Source organism: Proteus sp. G2669 (assembly GCF_009915245.1).
GTDB lineage: Bacteria > Pseudomonadota > Gammaproteobacteria > Enterobacterales > Enterobacteriaceae > Proteus.
In genome coordinates this window covers 13,572-32,161 of sequence record NZ_JAABLX010000051.1, presented here as the reverse complement: position 1 = coordinate 32,161, position 18,590 = coordinate 13,572, and the positions used below count along the sequence as shown (strand labels likewise).

The window sequence follows — 18,590 nt, the reverse complement described above, 5'->3', positions numbered from 1 at the left end:
TTACCTCAGTCACATCGTGTTAATCACTCTAGATAACTGGAACTGGCACAATTATGAGTAAACCTATTCAGATGGAACGCGGAGTTAAATATCGCGACGCCGATAAAATGGCACTTATTCCTGTTAAAACAGTCGCTACAGAACGTGAACAACTGCTACGCAAACCTGATTGGATGAAAATAAAGCTGCCCGCTGATTCAAGTAAAATTCAGGGCATCAAAGCAGCAATGCGTAAAAATGGCCTTCATTCTGTCTGTGAAGAGGCATCTTGTCCTAACCTTGCAGAGTGCTTCAATCACGGAACGGCAACCTTTATGATCTTGGGCGCAATCTGTACACGTCGTTGCCCATTTTGTGATGTCGCTCATGGCCGACCAAATACTCCCGATCCACAAGAGCCAGAGAAGCTCGCACAAACCATTAAAGATATGGGATTACGCTATGTTGTTATCACCTCAGTAGACCGTGATGACTTACGTGATGGCGGTGCCCAACATTTTGCCGATTGTATCGCCGCTATTCGTACAAAGAATCCTACTATTCGTATTGAAACACTAGTGCCAGATTTCCGTGGTCGTATGGATAAAGCACTTGAGATCCTGACAGACACTCCACCAGATGTCTTTAACCATAACTTAGAGAATGTACCTCGCGTTTATCGTCAAGTACGCCCAGGTGCTAACTATCAATGGTCATTGACACTATTAGAACGCTTTAAACAAGCACACCCTGATATTCCAACAAAATCAGGCCTGATGGTAGGTCTTGGGGAAACCAACGAAGAAATTATTGACGTTATGCGTGATCTGCGTAAACATGGGGTAACGATGCTGACATTAGGGCAATATTTACAGCCAAGTCGCCACCATCTTCCTGTTCAACGCTACGTCAGTCCTGACGAGTTTGAATATATGAAAGAACAAGCACTTGCAATGGGCTTTACTCACGCAGCTTGTGGGCCTTTTGTTCGCTCATCTTATCATGCCGACCTTCAAGCTCAGGGGATTGAGGTTAAATAACGATTAATCTCTCATGCTTAACATTGCAATTGCTGTATTTATAGGTGGTGGTTTAGGTAGCGTATTACGCTGGCTAATTAGCTACCGCCTAAATTCTATTTTTCCTCATTTTGCCACAGGCACCTTTGTTGCTAACTGTATTGGTGCATTTATTATTGCCTTTGGTATCGCTTGGTTTAGCAAAGCACCACATATTGATCCTATTTGGAAAATTATGCTGACAACGGGCTTTTGTGGCGGTCTGACAACTTTTTCAACCTTTTCGGTTGAAGTGGTTTCTCTCTTAACAGAAGGGAAAATTGGATGGGCATTAAGCACCATGGGGGCTAATTTAGCGGGCTCATTTTTAATGACAGCATTTGCATTTTGGTTATTACGTGAAATGTAATATTAGAGACATAATAGCCTATTCAATAATAGGTTTAACTCTAGAAACATTAAAACCCGTTAAAAACGGATTTGCTATATAAATATAAAAACCCGTTAAAAACGGGTTTTTACTGTCTCAAAGAAGTCGTTAATTAGATAGCGACAACGTTTGCAGCAGATGGCCCTTTCGCGCCGTCAGTAACTTCAAACTCTACTTTTTGACCTTCAGCAAGGGTTTTAAAGCCTTCTGATGTAATAGCGGAAAAGTGTACAAATACATCTTTGCTGCCATCTTCTGGAGTGATAAAACCAAAACCTTTAGTTTCGTTAAACCACTTAACGTTACCTTTTAATTTAGACATCAAGTTTACCTTTAAAATAGAAAATAAACGCAAGCGTTTTGCGTTGGCTATAGTAAAACAAAAATGATGATTCCCTGTCCACAGCCTAGATCACGAAACTCACATTTTTTTTCTGCTAAATGATTAATATTCAGACAAATCCCATGCCTTAACGCATAGTTCACTTAAGAAACAATACTTAATACTTACAATCTGAACTATTCATCAACTTCTACTTTTTCATATTGAAGTAGCCAACGCTTAATATCTAACCCGCCGGTATAGCCAACTAACTTGCCGTTATGACCAATAACTCGATGACAAGGAATAATTAAAGAAATTGGATTGCGTGAATTTGCCATTCCGACCGCCCTGCAATAATTGACCGAACCTAATGTAAGTGCCAATTTTTTATAACTCCAAATTTCACCATAAGGGATTGTCTGTAATGTCTTCCAAACACGGCTTTGAAACTCCGTTCCTTCTGGTGCCAGTGGCACAGAAAAGGCGGTACGTTTACCCGCAAAATACTCTTTTAATTGTTTTATACATTGATTAATTACGGGGCTTGAATTCACAGCAACATCTTTGTCATTTACAAAATAGAGGCTGGTGATCCCTTTTTCATTGGCTGTAATAGAGATATAAGGTTTTGGGAAGCCAACAGGTGCATCGAGATAGTCTTGGTACATAATATTTTCTCTGCTGATTTGTCTGTAGCACTAAGAGTAAATCATGCGTGATTGATAATGCAATCATCTAATTACTTGTATATCTAATAAAAATGGATCAATAGCGAGATCGAAAAATAAAATTAGTGCGCTAACTGTTTAATTTTAATGATAATCATTATCAAAATAGAAAAGCACCATATATTGTGTGGTTGAAAATAAATAACTCTATATATAGTATTTAAGTACTTCTCATTATGGATGTGAAAACAGACGCATCCATATTTTTATAAGGGTTATTTTTATGTCTGTTATCCTCTATACCAAACCGAATTGCGTTCAATGTAGTGCCACAGAACGCGCATTAAAACAGAAAAATATTCCGTTTGTTGCTGTTGATCTCACCCAAGATACACAAGCCTTAGCTCAAATAGTCTCTATGGGATATCGCCAAGTTCCCGTTGTTGTTCATGGTGATCAACATTGGTCGGGTTTCTGCCCTGATAAGATAAGACAGATTACGCTCTAAAGGAGCCTTTCATGCAAACTGCACCTTTGATCTATTTTTCAAGTCGTTCGGAAAACTGCCATCGCTTTGTACAAAAGCTTCATTTACAGGCGACTAGAATTATTGAAGATGAAATATTACTTGCAACACAGCCATTTGTGTTGCTTTGCCCTACTTACGGTGGTGGCGGTACTAAAGGTGCAGTTCCTAAAGCGGTTATTCAGTTTTTAAATATTCGTGAAAACCGCCAACTAATACGCGGTGTTATTGCTTCTGGAAATACAAATTTTGGTACAGCTTATGGGTTGGCTGGAGACATCATTGCACAAAAATGCCAAATCCCTTTTTTATATCGATTTGAGCTATTAGGCACACCAGAAGATGTAAAACGTGTAAAGACTGGTTTAAGTACGTTTTGGTCAAACCTAGCAGACCACTGCGTCACGAGATAATTAACATGACACAATCAATAGAACAACTTGATTACCATGCCTTAAACGCCATGCTAAATCTGTATGATGAGCAAGGTAATATTCAGTTTGATAAAGACAAATTAGCGACACATCATTTTTTTCGTCAACATGTAAATCAAAACACAGTGTTTTTTCATGATTTAAAAGAAAAACTCGAGTTTTTAGTACAACAACACTATTACGAAGCTCAAGTATTAGAACAATATGAATTTGCCTTTATCAAACAGCTATTCAAACATGCTTATAGCAAAAAATTTCGCTTTCAATCTTTTTTAGGTGCTTTTAAATACTATACCAGTTACACCTTAAAAACCTTTGATGGTGAGCGTTATCTTGAACGCTATGAAGATCGCGTCTGTATGGTAGCGCTTACTCTTGCACAAGGTGATACCAACCTTGCCATTCATCTCGTTGATGAAATTATTAGTGGTCGTTTCCAGCCCGCAACACCAACTTTCCTAAATTGTGGAAAACAACAACGTGGTGAATTGGTTTCCTGCTTTCTATTGCGTATTGAAGATAATATGGAATCTATCGGTCGATCGGTCAATTCTGCATTACAGCTTTCTAAACGTGGCGGCGGCGTTGCATTTTTGCTTACTAATTTACGTGAAGCCGGTGCCCCTATTAAGCGTATAGAAAATCAATCTTCTGGCGTAGTTCCCGTCATGAAAATGCTTGAAGATGCTTTTTCCTATGCAAACCAATTAGGTGCAAGACAAGGCGCTGGCGCTGTTTATCTTCATGCTCACCATCCTGATATCTATCATTTTCTTGATACCAAAAGAGAGAATGCAGATGAAAAAATCCGAATAAAAACTCTCTCTTTAGGCGTTGTTATCCCTGATATCACGTTTGAATTAGCAAAACGTAATGAAGATATGTATCTCTTCTCGCCTTATGATGTAGAACGTGTTTATGGCGTACCAATGTCAGAAATCAGTGTTAGCGAAAAATACAGTGAGATGGTGAATAACGCACAAATACGTAAAAAGAAAATTAAAGCGAGAGAGTTCTTTCAAACATTAGCCGAAATTCAATTTGAGTCTGGCTATCCTTATATCATGTTTGAAGATGCGGTAAATCGCGCAAATCCTATCGCAGGTAGAATTAACATGAGCAATCTCTGCTCTGAAATTTTACAAGTCAACAGCGCAAGTGAGTATCACCCAGACTTAAGCTATCGCCATATCGGTCATGATATCAGTTGTAACTTAGGTTCTATGAATATTGCTATGGCAATGGATTCTCCTAACTTTGCACATACCGTCAGCACTGCAATTAGGGCATTAAGCAATGTCTCTGAAATGACGAAAATTGAGTCGGTTCCTTCTATTGAAAAAGGTAATCTCGCTTCTCATGCGATTGGTTTAGGACAAATGAATTTACATGGCTATTTAGCGCGTGAAAGAATTTATTACGGCTCTGAAGAAGCATTAGATTTCACCAATATCTATTTTTATACTGTCACTTATTATGCGTTATTAGCTTCAAACCAATTAGCCATTGAAAAAAAACAACACTTTAAAGGTTTTGAAAACTCAAAATACGCAACAGGTGAATACTTTAATAAGTATGTATCACAACAATGGCTGCCAAAAACACAGAAAGTCCACCAGTTGTTTAGTCAATCGAATATCCATATTCCTACACAAGAAGATTGGCAAACACTCAAGCACTCTATTATGACGCATGGGATCTACAACCAAAACTTACAAGCGATACCACCTACTGGGTCTATTTCCTATATAAATCATTCCACATCAAGCATTCACCCTATTGCAGCACCAATAGAAATTAGAAAAGAAGGCAAGATTGGACGTGTTTATTACCCAGCCCCATTTATGACTAATGAAAATCGCCAATATTATCAAGATGCGTATGAAATTGGGGCAGAAAAGATTATCGATACCTATGCAGAAGCGTCACAACATATCGATCAAGGCTTATCACTGACATTATTCTTTTCAGATGAAGCCACAACTAGAGATATTAACAAAGCACAAATTTATGCTTGGCGTAAAGGAATTAAAACCTTGTATTACATTCGTATCCGACAATCCGCATTAGCAGGCACTGAAATAAAAGGCTGTGTTTCGTGCGCACTTTAATAATTACAATAAGGAGAACATAGCATGTCATCACCTTTATTAAGTCATGTTAATGCGATTAACTGGAATCGTATTGAAGACGAAAAAGATTTAGAGGTTTGGAACCGTTTAACCATGAATTTTTGGTTACCTGAAAAAATTCCACTCTCTAATGACATTCCTTCATGGAACACATTAACTCAAGCCGAAAAGCAGCTCACTATTCGTGTTTTTACTGGGTTAACGTTACTGGACACAATCCAAAATACAGTAGGCGCGCCAACATTGATGCCCGATGCATTGACGCCACATGAAGAGGCGGTGTTATCCAACATCTGTTTTATGGAAGCTGTTCATGCTCGCTCTTACAGTTCGATATTTTCCACACTCTGCTTAACAACAGATGTTGATGAGGCATATCGTTGGAGTGAGGAAAACCCTTACCTGCAAAAGAAAGCAGATATTATTCTGCGCTATTATCAAGACAGCGATCCTTTAAAGAAAAAAATTGCCAGTGTATTTTTAGAATCTTTTTTATTTTATTCTGGATTCTATTTACCTATGTATTGGTCAAGCAGAGGAAAATTAACCAATACAGCCGATTTAATTCGTCTCATTATTCGTGATGAAGCCGTTCATGGTTATTATATTGGCTATAAATTTCAAAATCAGTTATTAAATAAATCTGAATTAGAGAAACAAGATATTAAAGATTTTGCATTCTCATTATTATTGGATTTATATGACAATGAAGTTAAATATACTGAAGATCTTTATGATACTGTTGGTTGGACAGAGGATGTAAAAAAATTCCTTCATTATAATGCAAATAAAGCATTAATGAATTTAGGTTATGAAGCATTATTCCCTGATGAAATAACAGATGTCAGTGCAGCGATCCTTTCATCATTGTCGCCTGATGCTAATGAAAATCACGATTTCTTTTCTGGCTCAGGTTCATCTTATGTTATTGGAAAAACCATTAATACTGAAGACGATGATTGGGATTTTTAATACAAAATAATACAACTAAGTGTATTAGAGACAATAAAATACATTCAATTTAATTATATATTTCGATTTTAACGTAACGCACTGAAAAATAGATATTATTTTTTTGTGCGTTTTTTTCCGTTCAATAAACCACCTAATTGTATGATTTTTACCGTTTGATTTATTCAAATAATCAATTTTTTACGAATGGTTTTAGCTTATTTAAAATATTCAAACCGATAACAAGCTAAAAATCATTACATTTACTAATGTATATGGATTTTTTTTCATTTATTTTTTCCTTATTTTTTCCTCAATTTAGTTATTTAATGCCTGTTTTTATTGAGATCCTAATCAAAATAATAATATCTTTAAAAACAACTGTATTTCAGTAAGTTAAAAGAAATATCATCTTTTAATAAAAAAGTTTTATTTCACTTTATTTAATTGTTAATCATTATAAAAATAAAGAAAAAACATCCCGATTTTTTAATTAATTATAATTAACATAGGGTTGTCAGATGCAATCATTGTGGTAGGGTATTTCCCTTACTAAAAATCTTATTTAGGAAAACAACAATACTGATTTAATTAAATTTAATTTATTCCTTTCATTATTTAAATAGGAAATAATATATTGCATGGCAATTAAACTCGAAGTGAAAAATCTCTATAAAGTATTTGGCGAGCACCCCAAACGAGCCTTTGAATTATTAAAATCGGGTATGAATAAAGATCAGATTTTTGATAAAACAGGTTTAACCGTTGGTGTTCAAAATGCAAATCTGGCAATTGAAGAAGGCGAAATATTTGTCATCATGGGATTATCTGGCTCAGGTAAATCCACCCTAGTCCGCCTTCTCAATCGTCTGATCTCTCCTACAAAGGGAGAGGTGCTTATTGATGGTGAAAATATTGCCACCATGTCTGATAAAGAATTACGACAAGTTCGACGTAAAAAAATCAGTATGGTGTTTCAATCATTCGCCTTAATGCCACATATGAATGTGCTTGATAACACAGCTTTCGGAATGGATCTTGCTGGATTAAGCAAAGACGAACGTTATAAAAAAGCAATGGATGCGTTAGAGCAAGTCAATCTTGGTAGCTACGCAAACTCTTGGCCTGATGAGCTTTCTGGTGGGATGCGTCAACGTATTGGTCTAGCTCGTGCACTTGCCAATGATCCCGATATCTTGTTAATGGACGAGGCCTTTTCAGCACTTGACCCATTAATTAGAACTGAAATGCAAGATGAGTTATTGAGCTTACAAGGCGATAAACAGCGTACTATTGTGTTTATTTCTCATGATCTTGATGAAGCCATGCGTATTGGTGATCGTATTGCCATTATGCAAGGTGGGGTCGTCGTCCAAATCGGCACACCTGATGAAATACTAAATAATCCAGCTAATGATTATGTACGCACATTCTTCCGTGGGGTTGATATTAGCCATGTATTTAGTGCAAAAGATATTGCCAAACGTCGCCCTGAAACCTTATTACATGTTGCTCCCGGTTTCGGCCCTCGCTCAGCATTAAAAGTGCTTGAAGATGAAGATAGAAATTTTGGTTATCTCATTGAACGAGGTAGGAAGTTTATTGGTATTGTTTCTGTGAACTCTCTTGAAGAGGCTCTAAAAAATAAACAACCTATTGAATCAGCCATTTTATCCGAACCTTGCGCTATAAATGGTGATACACCATTAAATGAGCTGATTTCAACTGTTGCACAATCTCCCTGTGCTATTCCTGTTATTGATGAAAAAAACCGCTATATCGGTTTAATTTCTAAAGGAATGTTACTACAAGCACTGGATAAGGAGACGCCAAATGAGTAATACAACAAATCAAGATACGGTTTTAGATACAAATATCCAAGAAACCGCAACAAGCGAGACAGCTCAGGAGACAACCCATAGCGTAAATGATGATCCTTGGGCTACAACCGATGCCAGTACAACAGAAAGTGATCCTTGGAGCAGTGCTGACAGTTCATCGGCAGATGCCGATCCATGGGGAGCTGGCAGTGGTAGCGACACTATTGATACATCATCCGCAGGGAGTGATTGGCTAGATGCAACACCTACTGATGTTGCGCCAGACTCTTTTAATCTTATGGACCCCTTTCATAATACACTGATCCCTTTGGATTCGTGGGTTACCGACGCAATTGATTGGATAGTATTGCACTTTCGTCCTGTGTTCCAAGGTATTCGAGTCCCCGTTGATTTTGTCTTAAGTGGCTTTGAGAATTTCTTAACCTCAATGCCAGCACCTGTTGCCATTATTCTATTTTCACTGATTGCATGGCAACTCTCAGGCAAAGTGATGGGCATCACCTCGTTTATTTCATTGATATTGATTGGTGCAATTGGCGCTTGGTCTGAAGCAATGGTTACGCTTGCTTTAGTACTAACTTCGTTACTGTTCTGTCTGATAATTGGACTTCCCTTGGGGATATGGCTTGCCAATAGTGATAGGGCATCAAAAATTGTTCGGCCTTTACTTGACGCAATGCAAACTACCCCTGCATTCGTTTACTTAGTGCCTATTGTAATGCTATTTGGGATTGGTAATGTGCCAGGTGTTGTAGTCACTATTATTTTTGCTTTGCCGCCTATTGTGAGACTGACCATTTTAGGGATCAAACAAGTTCCTGAAGATTTAATTGAAGCAGCTCAATCATTTGGGGCAAATCCACGACAAATGTTGTTTAAAGTGCAGTTACCACTCGCCATGCCAACAATTATGGCTGGTGTAAACCAAACCTTGATGTTAGCGCTTTCAATGGTTGTTATTGCGTCAATGATAGCCGTTGGTGGATTAGGTCAAATGGTATTACGTGGTATTGGTCGCCTTGATATGGGACTTGCTGCTGTAGGGGGTGCCGGTATTGTTATTCTCGCGATTATTCTTGACCGATTAACGCAATCCTTGGGGCAGAATAGTCGTCATAAAGGCAATCGATGCTGGTATATGACAGGCCCTATTGGCTTAATTTGCCGACTATTTGGCAAAAAAGCATCGTAATAAATATTTTCACTATTAATTAAAAACCTATAAAGAACATAACGTTCAATCAATATAAGAAATAGAGGCGACAGTTCGCTGTCGCTATTTATCTCTTACTATCACAACAGAAGGAAAAACTATGCGTAATCCAGTTATCTGGGCAACCGTATTGTCCGCCACACTGATAAGCACCCAGTTATCCGCTGCTGATTTACCCGGAAAAGGGATTTCGGTTCAACCTGTGCAAAGTACAATTTCGGAAGAAACCTTTCAAACCTTAATCGTCAACAAAGCACTCGAACAATTAGGCTACACAGTTCAACCGATCAAAGAAGTCGATTACAACGTTGCTTATTCCTCTATCGCCAACGGTGATGCCACTTTTATGGCGGTAAGTTGGGTTCCACTTCATAACTCGCAATATGAAGCAGCGGGCGGTGATAACACTTTTTATCGTAAAGGCGATTATGTCGTTAATGCAGCTCAAGGCTACTTAATTGACAAGAAAACAGCTGAAAAATACAACATCACCAATATTGAGCAATTTAAAGATCCTAAAATTGCCAAACTCTTTGATGCCAATGGTGACGGTAAAGCCGATTTAACAGGTTGTAACCCAGGCTGGGGATGTGAAGAAGCCATCAATAATCACTTAAAAGCCTATGATTTAGAAAAATCAGTTACACATAATCAAGGTAATTACGCGGCTATGATGGCAGATACCATTACTCGCTACAAAGAAGGTAAACCTATTTTTTATTACACATGGACACCATATTGGATAAGTGATGTATTAAAACCGGGTAAAGATGTTGTTTGGTTACAAGTGCCATTTTCATCTTTACCAGGTGATGACAAAACAGACACCACATTAGCAAATGGTAAAAACTATGGCTTCCCACCAAGTACCATGCATATTGCAGCAAATAAAAAGTGGGCTGAAGAAAACCCTGCTGCGGCAAAACTCTTTGAAGTCATGAAAGTGTCTGTTGCCGATATCAATGCGCAAAACTTACGTATGCATAATGGTCAAAAATCACAGGCTGATATTGAACGTCATGCAAATGCGTGGATCAAAGCTCATCAAAAAACATTTGATGGTTGGGTTGAACAAGCTCGAAGTGCCGCGCAATAACATCATAAAATAACAAAGACTCTAAAATAGAAATTATTATTAAACAGGCTACAATATTGTGGCCTGTTTTTATTTATAAAATAACTAGAATGATCGGTAATTAAACAAAATACGTTTATACAATAAAAAATCTTACTCCTACTCTATTATTAAGATTATTCTTCTTATTAATCACTTAAATACCCCTTCCTTTCATTCATTGAATTCTTCAATTATGATTATCTTTTTCTCCAGTTGCCATTTTGGCATTCTCATTTTTATATTGAAGATTTAGATAAGGAATAAATTGTGTCTTACACTAACAAACCTGTACCTGAAGAAATTAAACGTTGGAACTGGGGTGCTTTCATGTTTAATATTATTTGGGGTTTTGGTAATAAATCCTATCTTCCATTATTAGCACTCGTTCCTTTACTTAACCTTATCTGGATTTTTGTTTGTGGTATTAAAGGTAATGAATGGGCTTGGAAAAGTGGTGATTACGATTCTGTTGAAACCTTTATGAAAGTACAAGAAACATGGAATAGAGCTGGCTTTGTTTATTTTATTATCAGTATCGTTATGGCTGTTCTTTTCTTTATTTTCTTCTTCACTACCATGATGGCAATGATTGCAACATCTGCATCATACGGTTATTAATTCAATACTTTGAATATTGAACGCTTAATGACAATAAACCCCATAATATCTATGGGGTTTATCTTTTTTTATTTTTAGTAATATTAGAAACGTTTTACCACAGTAAATCGATAATCACGTCCTACACCTGAAACTGATTCACCTAAATAAGGATAGTAATCACGGTTAAATAAATTTGCGACAGTAAAACGAACCTCAGTATTATTTATAAAAGAAGGTTCCCAATTTGCAAATAAACCGTGGATTGCATAACCTTTACTTTTTGGTAATGACCAATAGCCAGCATCAGGATCGGCATCCATTGGTGAACGGCGTTGAGCACCAATAAAATCCCCCGTCCATCCCATATTGACATTAATACTTGGTACTTTTACACCAAGAGTGGCATGTAAAGCATCAGGTTGAATTTCGGCAATCCATGTTTTCTGACCAAACCATGGGTCACGCGGTGATTGATCGCGCTTTCCTTTCATTGTGGAATACGCTAATCGACCAAATACATTAGGGCTATTATAAAAGGCTTCGATTTCCAACCCTTGAATATGGTATCCCGGTAAATTACGGTAGTTACCAATTGATGGAGGGCAATTTCCATTATGTCCATCCACCTTTTGACTTTCACAATAGACACCACGACGACGGAAAATTTCGTCTTTACCACGAGTATCAAACAGTGTTGTTCTTAACTGCAGTTGGTCTTCTTGTTGAATAACACTTTCAAAGTCTGCAATTGCGCCAATTCGTGCGGCTCTTACCGTTTCTTTATCTAGATGACGGCTCGTGCCAGTTAAGCTAGAAATACTTCCTTGTACTTCATATTGCTCATCAATCAATGGTGCTCGCCATGTATAGGTTAAATCACCAAAGAATCTGAAATTCTTGTTCATTTTCCATAATAAACCTAAATGAGGTGTTGCTCCGCTATAAGTTACATCAGAGTAATCATGACCATAATAGGGATCAGGATCTTGATAGGTAATAGCTCGACTTCCCTTACCTTGGTTTTTAACGATATCGTAACGAACACCCGGTGTTATCGTCAGATTTCTATAACTCATCGAGTCTTGAAGATAGAAACTGGTTGTCGTTTGCGTACCTTCAGGCATATAAGGAGGTGCATAATATCCATAGTTATAATTCGGATTCTTAGCTTTATCGCGTGTAAACATTAAGACATCACGATCATTACGATGCCAACGTGTTCCTACTAATACCTTATGCTCTAAAGCACCTTGCATAACCGTGCTTTCATTTTTAATTTCAATTTGATGATTACGATAATCGACCCAACTTTGATTGCCCATGCTGCCACTAAAATAGGAGCTAGCTGTCTCTGGGCGACTATCGTTTTGTTTGGTTTTTGAATAACCGTAAGTCAGTGTTAAATTAATTAAATCTGAATCAACTGGCTGAATATTCCATTTCACACTGAAGGTGTCATCTTTTTGATCACGATAAACTAATTTACGTTTCATCGCTGCATCAAAGCCATATTTATCTACGTCAGCTTGGCTAGGTTTAGCTAATTCATCCCGTTTAGCAGCCCAAGGTGTCCAGCCGTCACTTTCTGATCGTGATGCTGATAACGTTAATGTTTGTGCTTCGGTTAGATAGATATTGGTTTTAATTAAAAAAGAATCTTGATCGGATTGTGAATAGCCAAATTTAGTTCCATCAGGACGTCGCAGATCATCACTTTCACGACGGTTAAAATAGAATAATCCATCTGCTTGCCCATCGAGTAATTTACCGTATACCGCACCACTATAACGATTTTGTCTATCATTCGTATGGTGACCATATTTTAAAAACATCCCAATATTCTGATCAGGTAATAATAAATCATCAGGATCTTTGGTTTCAATTCTCACCGAACCACCAAATCCACCATTACCTTGAGTAATATTATGAGGGCCTTTATCAACATCAAGACGGCGTATTAATTCGGGATCAATAAAAATTGAACCTTGGCGATATTTTTCAAAGGTTTTGGGTGTGCCATCAAGTGTGATTTTAATATCTTCAGGATTACCCATTCCCCAGATATTTAATGTTTGACCGCCAGGTCTTGGTGAGCCAGATGATGAAATTCCCGGTAACTTATCCACCAGCTCTGCAATATTATTAGGCTGAATTCGGTCGATATCTTTTAATGTCAGAACCGTACTCCCTGCATCAACACTTGAATTGAGTTCACCTGATACGTAAATAGGTTCAATAATAATCTTTTCACGCGATTTAGGTTGCGCAGGACTTTCTGATTTTGTGGATGCCGTTATTTCTGGTTTAACACTTTCAGCCGCATAGCTATTTAACGAAGTGAGTGAAGTCAATAATAATGCTATCGCTGATGATGAAAATGAAAATATCCCAATTCCCTGACGATAAGCATCATTTTTTGCTAAGAAATGGATCATAATAGTAGTATCTTTTTGTATGGTTATTAGTTTGATAGATGATTAATGCTGTAACTAACAGCGCTAATCATGATAATGATAATAATTATCATTATCTAGTTTTTTTGCACTTATCACTCAATACAGATAACTACACTATCGATACACTCTTGTTAGATTTAAATTTCACCTAAAATAATATTTATAATAAATTAAACTAATTTCATTAGTTATTATAAGGTATTTAATATCTCTTATTTTCATTTTCCTCATTTAATTCACTAATTATAATTACGTACATATTACTAAAGAAAATTTAATCATTTTTAAAATAAAAAGAATAGAGCAGACACAGAACAGTCTGATAATTACAGTTTTGCGGATCTTATTTTCTCTTTATTTTGAGAGCTAAATAATTATTAACTCAAGTAAATTTTAAGTCTTAGTTTTATGTTTAAATCGTAAATAAATTAAAGCATTGAAATAAAGATATTCAATGAGATAAAAATCAGCTAATAATAAAATTATGATTATGAGGTATATACGCACTTTTGAACACAAGGATGCGTCATGACAATTTATGACCTAAAACCCAAATTCCAAGCTCTATTACGCCCTTATGTAGAATGGTTATTCGCAAAAGAGATCACTGCAAATCAGGTCACGCTTTCTGCCTTACTATTATCCATTGTCGTTGGTGGATTGCTTTTGCTTTATCCTTATCCTCGTTTATTTTTATTACTCCCTGTTGTCCTTTTTTTCCGTATGGCACTTAATGCCATCGATGGCATGCTTGCACGAGAACATAATCAAAAAAGTGCACTTGGGGCGATATTAAATGAAGCCAGTGATGTTATTTCAGACATTGCACTTTATCTCCCTTTTGCCTTTATTTTTCCACAAGCCTACTGGTGGATCATGCTGGCACTTTTTTTAATGATAATGACTGAGTTCTTAGGGGTTCTTGCCCAAACAATTAATGCCACTCGTCGTTATGATGGCCCGATGGGAAAAAGTGATAGAGCCTTTATTTTCGGCACTATTGCCTTTTTTATCGGATTATTCCCCTCGCTGACATCATCAGAAAACACGCATTATCTTTTTATTATTATTAATTTATTACTTTTGTTGACTTGTTATCACCGAATTCATCGCGCACTAAAAGAAGCAACGATGACAGATAAAGATAAGGATACATCGTTATGAATCAACAACCACAATATCAAACTCAAAGGAATATGATTGAGTCTGAATTTACCACCAGCGATAAAACACCGTTGTATTATCGCCATTGGCCAGCTCAAATTACCACTGAGCCAAAAGCAATTATTTTATTTCATCGGGGGCACGAACACTCAGGCAGAGTTTCTCATCTAGTTGATGAGTTAGATCTTCCTGATTTCTCAATGTTTGCTTGGGATGCTCGTGGGCATGGTAAAAATGAAGGTGCTCGTGGTTATAGCCCATCAATGGGAACGTCAATAAAAGATATCGATGAGTTCGTCCATTATGTTGCATCTAACTATAATATTCCGATGGAGAATATTCTTGTTGTTGGCCAAAGTGTAGGCGCTGTTTTAGTCTCAGGTTGGGTACATGATTACTCACCAAAAATTCGCGGTATGGTATTAGCGTCCCCTGCATTTAAAGTAAAATTATATGTTCCTTTTGCACGCACTGGCCTTGCCTTGATGCAAAAAATTCGTGGACTTTTTTATGTTAATTCCTATGTAAAAGCTAAATATTTAACCCATGATCAAAGTCGTATAGACTCTTTTAATCAAGACTCGCTAATCACTCGCCCTATTGCCGTTAATATTTTATTAGAACTTTATAAAACGGCCGATCGCGTGGTTGAAGACGCAAATGCGATTACCTTACCAACACAATTATTTATTTCGGGTAATGATCATGTTGTTCACGCAAAACCTCAGCATCTTTTCTATGAGCGTTTAAATACCTCAATTAAAGAAAAACATGTTTTACCCGGTTTTTACCACGACACTTTGGGCGAGAAAGACAGGGCAATCCCCATCAATAAAATGCGTCACTTTATTGAAACCTTGTTTGCACAACCGCTTTATCAACATGATTACCAAAATGAAGATATATGGAGCCATAGTGCTGATGTTTATCGTTCATTACAGACACCACTTCCTCAATTTTGCCCCAAAAGACTCTATTACAAAGTGCTTAGTCGTTCGATGAGCACGTTAGGTAAAGCATCTGAAGGTGTGGCACTAGGTTACGATAAAGGTTTTGATTCTGGATCGACACTTGATTATGTCTATCGCAATCAGCCACAAGGAAAAGGCTTATTTGGCCGTATCGTTGATAAACAATATTTGAACAGTATTGGTTGGCAAGGTATTCGCCAACGTAAAATCAATATTGAAAATACTATCCGATACGCTATTCGCCAATTAACACAAAATAATATGCCAGTACATATTATGGATATTGCTGCTGGGCAAGGCCGCTACCTTTTTGATGCGGTTAATGACTATGGTAAGGTCGATTCAATTTTAATGCGTGACTATAGCCCGATTAATGTTGAACAAGGCCGAATTGCCATTAAAGAACGTCACTTAGAAGACAAAGTGCGTTTTGAAGAAGGTAACGCCTTTGATGCAGAAAGTTTGAGTACCGTTTCACCATCACCAACTTTAGGTATTGTCAGCGGACTCTATGAATTATTCCCTGAAAATTATTTGCTAAGAGAGTCTTTAAAAGGACTATCGCAAGCCATTCCAAGTGGCGGTTTATTAATTTATACCTGCCAACCTTGGCACCCTCAGCTTGAAATGATTGCCCGTGTATTACCCAGCCACCAAGATGGTCAACCGTGGATCATGCGTTGTCGCAGTCAAGGTGAAATGGATGCACTAGTAGATGAAGCTGGTTTTGAAAAGCTCGATCAACAAATTGATCACTGGGGTATTTTTAGTGTATCGATAGCAAAACGTCGCTAATAAAATACACTATGGCTAAATTAATTATCGCTATATGGCAACATCAACATATAGCGATAATTTTAAGCAAACTGCAAAAATAGAAAAAACGATAAACAAAAAAAGGAAATTTAGTATGGAGGGAACTCAACACTCTCAAATAACATCATCAAGAAAAAGTATCTGGCTTGCTGGGATTGTATGGCTGTTATTTCTAGCCCCTTTTTTCTATTTAACTTATATGCAAGTCAATGCTTATACTTCTACTTTATCTGATGTTCCTTCTTTTGTTTATTCGTGGGAAAACGCTATTCCCTTTTTACCGTGGACAATCATTCCTTATTGGAGTGTGAATATTGCCTATGGTATTTCACTGATTATTTGTACAACGTTAAGAGAACAATTTATACATGGACTACGTTTAATTGTTGCCTCTCTTATTGCTTGTGCTGGTTTTTTATTATTTCCTTTAAAATTTAGCTTTATTCGCCCAACAACAGAGGGATTTTCTGGTTGGTTATTTACCCAATTAGAAGGTTTCGATTTACCTTATAACCAAGCCCCTTCTTTACACATTATTTTATTGTGGATTATTTGGTTACGTTTTCGCGCACATACTCCAAAATCATGGCAATGGTTTTTAAATTTATGGTCATTGCTTATTGCTGTTTCTGTACTGACAACGTGGCAACATCACTTTATCGATATTATTACGGGTTTTGGTGTCGGCGTGTTTATTTGTTATTTATTACCAATAAACTCTCGTTGGAAATGGCATTTTACTGGCAGTAAACGCAGTTTACGTATTGGTAAAAACTATGCGTTATCAGCAATGGTGTTTTATCTGTTATCTTTTGGCTTACAAGGATTCTTTTGGATCTTTCTATGGCCAGCAATCACATTAACTTTTGTGACTTTGGGCTATTTAGGCGCTGGTGCTTCTATTTTTCAAAAAAATACACAAGGTGAAATTCCACTTTCTGCACAGATAATCCTATTACCTTATCGCTTCTTTGCATGGTGTACTTATCGTTATTATTTAAAACAATGCCAAACACCGAGTTTAGTCACTGAAGGCATTTTATTAGGTGGGCGCCCTCTTTATGATCTCAACGCCAATGCGGTATTTGATTTAACTTGTGAGTGGCCAAGAAATAAGTTTAGTCAAAATAAGCTTTATTTAGCACAGCCTCAAATCGATTTATTACCTTTATCTCCAGATGATATTAACAGAGCAATGTTATCAATGGAGCAACTCAATCAAACGGGTACTGTTTATATTCATTGCAAACTAGGCTATTCGCGTAGTGCAACCATTGTCGTTGCTTGGTTGGTTTACAATGGCACAGTAGCAACGTTAGAAGATGCGATAAAAAAAGTCTCTCAAGTTCGTCCTCAAGTGATTTTAAATCCAGAAACACGAGAGGCACTACAAATTTGGTATTCACATTTTCAGCACATTAAATAACGAGACAACCATGTTAACAACTAAAACCAGCGGTAAAGTGATTGTATCTTTAACACAAAGTTGGCGCTATTTACTGTTTTTATCACTTTTTCCTTATTTGAGTACATGGCCCGTATTTAGTCTACACTTTCATCATCAACTGACTTTTTTTGTTGCTTCTTTTTTATTTTTATTTACCCAATATTTTCTTTTTCGTTTATGGCTTGATAGTCATTTTTTTCAGGCTCTTTATCGTTATCAAGATGATATTAGCTTTGATGAAAGTCTCTCTATATTATTTCCTAAACGCCCCCAAAAACAGACAATGGAAGCTCGCTGGCTAGGGACTAAACGTCTATTTTCTTTTGCAATAATTGGCGTTTCAGTTCAATGGATATGGTGTTTGACGATGCTCTTTTTTACGCTTTTTAGTTATTAAAAGGCTCAGTTAATAACCTTATTTAGCATATAAAACAATATGTTATAACAATTTAATATAAAGATTTATATCAAATTAATTGAACATTTCTATCACAGTAATTC

17 protein-coding genes are annotated in these 18,590 nt (G+C 36.9%); 14 read left to right on the top strand and 3 right to left on the bottom strand.

Features of this window, described 5'->3' with window-relative positions:
• Nucleotides 1-53: 53 nt before the first annotated feature.
• Nucleotides 54-1,019, top strand: coding sequence for a lipoyl synthase (gene lipA, locus GWI68_RS16130; protein ID WP_166540940.1), 966 nt, complete (start codon nucleotides 54-56; stop codon nucleotides 1,017-1,019).
• Between the two features lie 13 nt (nucleotides 1,020-1,032).
• Nucleotides 1,033-1,407, top strand: a complete 375-nt coding sequence (crcB, locus tag GWI68_RS16125; protein WP_109409507.1) for a fluoride efflux transporter CrcB — start codon at nucleotides 1,033-1,035, stop codon at nucleotides 1,405-1,407.
• Nucleotides 1,408-1,540: 133 nt separating this feature from the next.
• Here the strand turns inward: crcB and cspE are convergent, their stop codons facing one another.
• Both cspE and GWI68_RS16115 read right to left on the bottom strand, forming a co-directional pair.
• Nucleotides 1,541-1,750 (bottom strand): transcription antiterminator/RNA stability regulator CspE, encoded by a 210-nt coding sequence (gene cspE / locus GWI68_RS16120; protein ID WP_023581133.1) that lies wholly within the window; start codon nucleotides 1,748-1,750, stop codon nucleotides 1,541-1,543.
• A 197-nt stretch (nucleotides 1,751-1,947) separates the two neighbouring features.
• Complete coding sequence (locus GWI68_RS16115; RefSeq protein WP_109409506.1) at nucleotides 1,948-2,421, bottom strand: methylated-DNA--[protein]-cysteine S-methyltransferase; 474 nt, start codon at nucleotides 2,419-2,421, stop codon at nucleotides 1,948-1,950.
• A 283-nt stretch (nucleotides 2,422-2,704) separates the two neighbouring features.
• On the opposite strand from GWI68_RS16115, the gene GWI68_RS16110 reads away from it, so the two are divergent.
• From GWI68_RS16110 to GWI68_RS16075, 8 genes are all read left to right on the top strand, one after another.
• A complete protein-coding gene (locus tag GWI68_RS16110; protein WP_072070255.1) occupies nucleotides 2,705-2,929 on the top strand; it encodes a glutaredoxin family protein in 225 nt (74 codons plus the stop codon).
• An 11-nt stretch (nucleotides 2,930-2,940) separates the two neighbouring features.
• Nucleotides 2,941-3,360: a class Ib ribonucleoside-diphosphate reductase assembly flavoprotein NrdI gene (gene nrdI, locus GWI68_RS16105; RefSeq protein WP_166540939.1), complete on the top strand. Its 420-nt coding sequence runs from the start codon at nucleotides 2,941-2,943 to the stop codon at nucleotides 3,358-3,360.
• A 5-nt stretch (nucleotides 3,361-3,365) separates the two neighbouring features.
• Nucleotides 3,366-5,492: a class 1b ribonucleoside-diphosphate reductase subunit alpha gene (nrdE, locus tag GWI68_RS16100; protein WP_166540938.1), complete on the top strand. Its 2,127-nt coding sequence runs from the start codon at nucleotides 3,366-3,368 to the stop codon at nucleotides 5,490-5,492.
• 24 nt (nucleotides 5,493-5,516) lie between these two features.
• Nucleotides 5,517-6,485, top strand: a complete 969-nt coding sequence (gene nrdF / locus GWI68_RS16095; protein ID WP_109409503.1) for a class 1b ribonucleoside-diphosphate reductase subunit beta — start codon at nucleotides 5,517-5,519, stop codon at nucleotides 6,483-6,485.
• Nucleotides 6,486-7,105: 620 nt separating this feature from the next.
• A complete protein-coding gene (proV, locus tag GWI68_RS16090; RefSeq protein ID WP_109409502.1) occupies nucleotides 7,106-8,305 on the top strand; it encodes a glycine betaine/L-proline ABC transporter ATP-binding protein ProV in 1,200 nt (399 codons plus the stop codon).
• Nucleotides 8,298-9,497: a glycine betaine/L-proline ABC transporter permease ProW gene (proW, locus tag GWI68_RS16085; protein ID WP_166540937.1), complete on the top strand. Its 1,200-nt coding sequence runs from the start codon at nucleotides 8,298-8,300 to the stop codon at nucleotides 9,495-9,497. The genes proV and proW overlap by 8 nt, the downstream gene beginning before the upstream one ends.
• A gap of 121 nt (nucleotides 9,498-9,618) precedes the next feature.
• Nucleotides 9,619-10,614, top strand: coding sequence for a glycine betaine/L-proline ABC transporter substrate-binding protein ProX (proX, locus tag GWI68_RS16080; protein WP_166540936.1), 996 nt, complete (start codon nucleotides 9,619-9,621; stop codon nucleotides 10,612-10,614).
• 288 nt (nucleotides 10,615-10,902) lie between these two features.
• Nucleotides 10,903-11,253, top strand: coding sequence for a ribonuclease G (locus tag GWI68_RS16075; RefSeq protein WP_109409499.1), 351 nt, complete (start codon nucleotides 10,903-10,905; stop codon nucleotides 11,251-11,253).
• Nucleotides 11,254-11,336: 83 nt separating this feature from the next.
• On the opposite strand, the gene GWI68_RS16070 is transcribed toward GWI68_RS16075, so the two are convergent.
• Nucleotides 11,337-13,670, bottom strand: coding sequence for a TonB-dependent hemoglobin/transferrin/lactoferrin family receptor (locus tag GWI68_RS16070; RefSeq protein ID WP_166540935.1), 2,334 nt, complete (start codon nucleotides 13,668-13,670; stop codon nucleotides 11,337-11,339).
• A gap of 549 nt (nucleotides 13,671-14,219) precedes the next feature.
• Between GWI68_RS16070 and GWI68_RS16065 the strand changes: the two genes are divergently transcribed.
• From GWI68_RS16065 to GWI68_RS16050, 4 genes are all read left to right on the top strand, one after another.
• Nucleotides 14,220-14,855 carry a CDP-alcohol phosphatidyltransferase family protein gene (locus GWI68_RS16065; RefSeq protein ID WP_166540934.1) on the top strand — a complete coding sequence of 212 codons (636 nt, stop codon included), beginning with the start codon at nucleotides 14,220-14,222 and terminating at the stop codon, nucleotides 14,853-14,855.
• Entirely contained in the window at nucleotides 14,852-16,621 is a 1,770-nt protein-coding gene (locus GWI68_RS16060) for a bifunctional alpha/beta hydrolase/class I SAM-dependent methyltransferase (protein WP_166540933.1), read from the top strand. The genes GWI68_RS16065 and GWI68_RS16060 overlap by 4 nt, the downstream gene beginning before the upstream one ends.
• Nucleotides 16,622-16,736: 115 nt before the next feature.
• Entirely contained in the window at nucleotides 16,737-18,068 is a 1,332-nt protein-coding gene (locus GWI68_RS16055; RefSeq protein ID WP_166540932.1) for a phosphatase PAP2/dual specificity phosphatase family protein, read from the top strand.
• A 10-nt stretch (nucleotides 18,069-18,078) separates the two neighbouring features.
• A complete protein-coding gene (locus GWI68_RS16050; RefSeq protein WP_166540931.1) occupies nucleotides 18,079-18,486 on the top strand; it encodes a hypothetical protein in 408 nt (135 codons plus the stop codon).
• The last annotated feature ends 104 nt before the right edge of the window (nucleotides 18,487-18,590 follow it).

Excerpts from the sequence above, each read along its gene's own strand:
- GWI68_RS16055 (WP_166540932.1), top strand. The coding sequence starts at position 16,737 with ATGGAGGGAACTCAACACTCTCAAATAACATCATCAAGAAAAAGTATC.
- GWI68_RS16060 (WP_166540933.1), top strand. The coding sequence starts at position 14,852 with ATGAATCAACAACCACAATATCAAACTCAAAGGAATATGATTGAGTCT.
- proV (WP_109409502.1), top strand. The coding sequence starts at position 7,106 with ATGGCAATTAAACTCGAAGTGAAAAATCTCTATAAAGTATTTGGCGAG.
- nrdE (WP_166540938.1), top strand. The coding sequence starts at position 3,366 with ATGACACAATCAATAGAACAACTTGATTACCATGCCTTAAACGCCATG.
- nrdF (WP_109409503.1), top strand. The coding sequence starts at position 5,517 with ATGTCATCACCTTTATTAAGTCATGTTAATGCGATTAACTGGAATCGT.
- GWI68_RS16070 (WP_166540935.1), bottom strand. The coding sequence starts at position 13,670 with ATGATCCATTTCTTAGCAAAAAATGATGCTTATCGTCAGGGAATTGGG.
- nrdI (WP_166540939.1), top strand. The coding sequence starts at position 2,941 with ATGCAAACTGCACCTTTGATCTATTTTTCAAGTCGTTCGGAAAACTGC.
- GWI68_RS16065 (WP_166540934.1), top strand. The coding sequence starts at position 14,220 with ATGACAATTTATGACCTAAAACCCAAATTCCAAGCTCTATTACGCCCT.
- crcB (WP_109409507.1), top strand. The coding sequence starts at position 1,033 with ATGCTTAACATTGCAATTGCTGTATTTATAGGTGGTGGTTTAGGTAGC.
- GWI68_RS16115 (WP_109409506.1), bottom strand. The coding sequence starts at position 2,421 with ATGTACCAAGACTATCTCGATGCACCTGTTGGCTTCCCAAAACCTTAT.
- GWI68_RS16050 (WP_166540931.1), top strand. The coding sequence starts at position 18,079 with ATGTTAACAACTAAAACCAGCGGTAAAGTGATTGTATCTTTAACACAA.
- lipA (WP_166540940.1), top strand. The coding sequence starts at position 54 with ATGAGTAAACCTATTCAGATGGAACGCGGAGTTAAATATCGCGACGCC.
- GWI68_RS16110 (WP_072070255.1), top strand. The coding sequence starts at position 2,705 with ATGTCTGTTATCCTCTATACCAAACCGAATTGCGTTCAATGTAGTGCC.
- proW (WP_166540937.1), top strand. The coding sequence starts at position 8,298 with ATGAGTAATACAACAAATCAAGATACGGTTTTAGATACAAATATCCAA.
- proX (WP_166540936.1), top strand. The coding sequence starts at position 9,619 with ATGCGTAATCCAGTTATCTGGGCAACCGTATTGTCCGCCACACTGATA.
- cspE (WP_023581133.1), bottom strand. The coding sequence starts at position 1,750 with ATGTCTAAATTAAAAGGTAACGTTAAGTGGTTTAACGAAACTAAAGGT.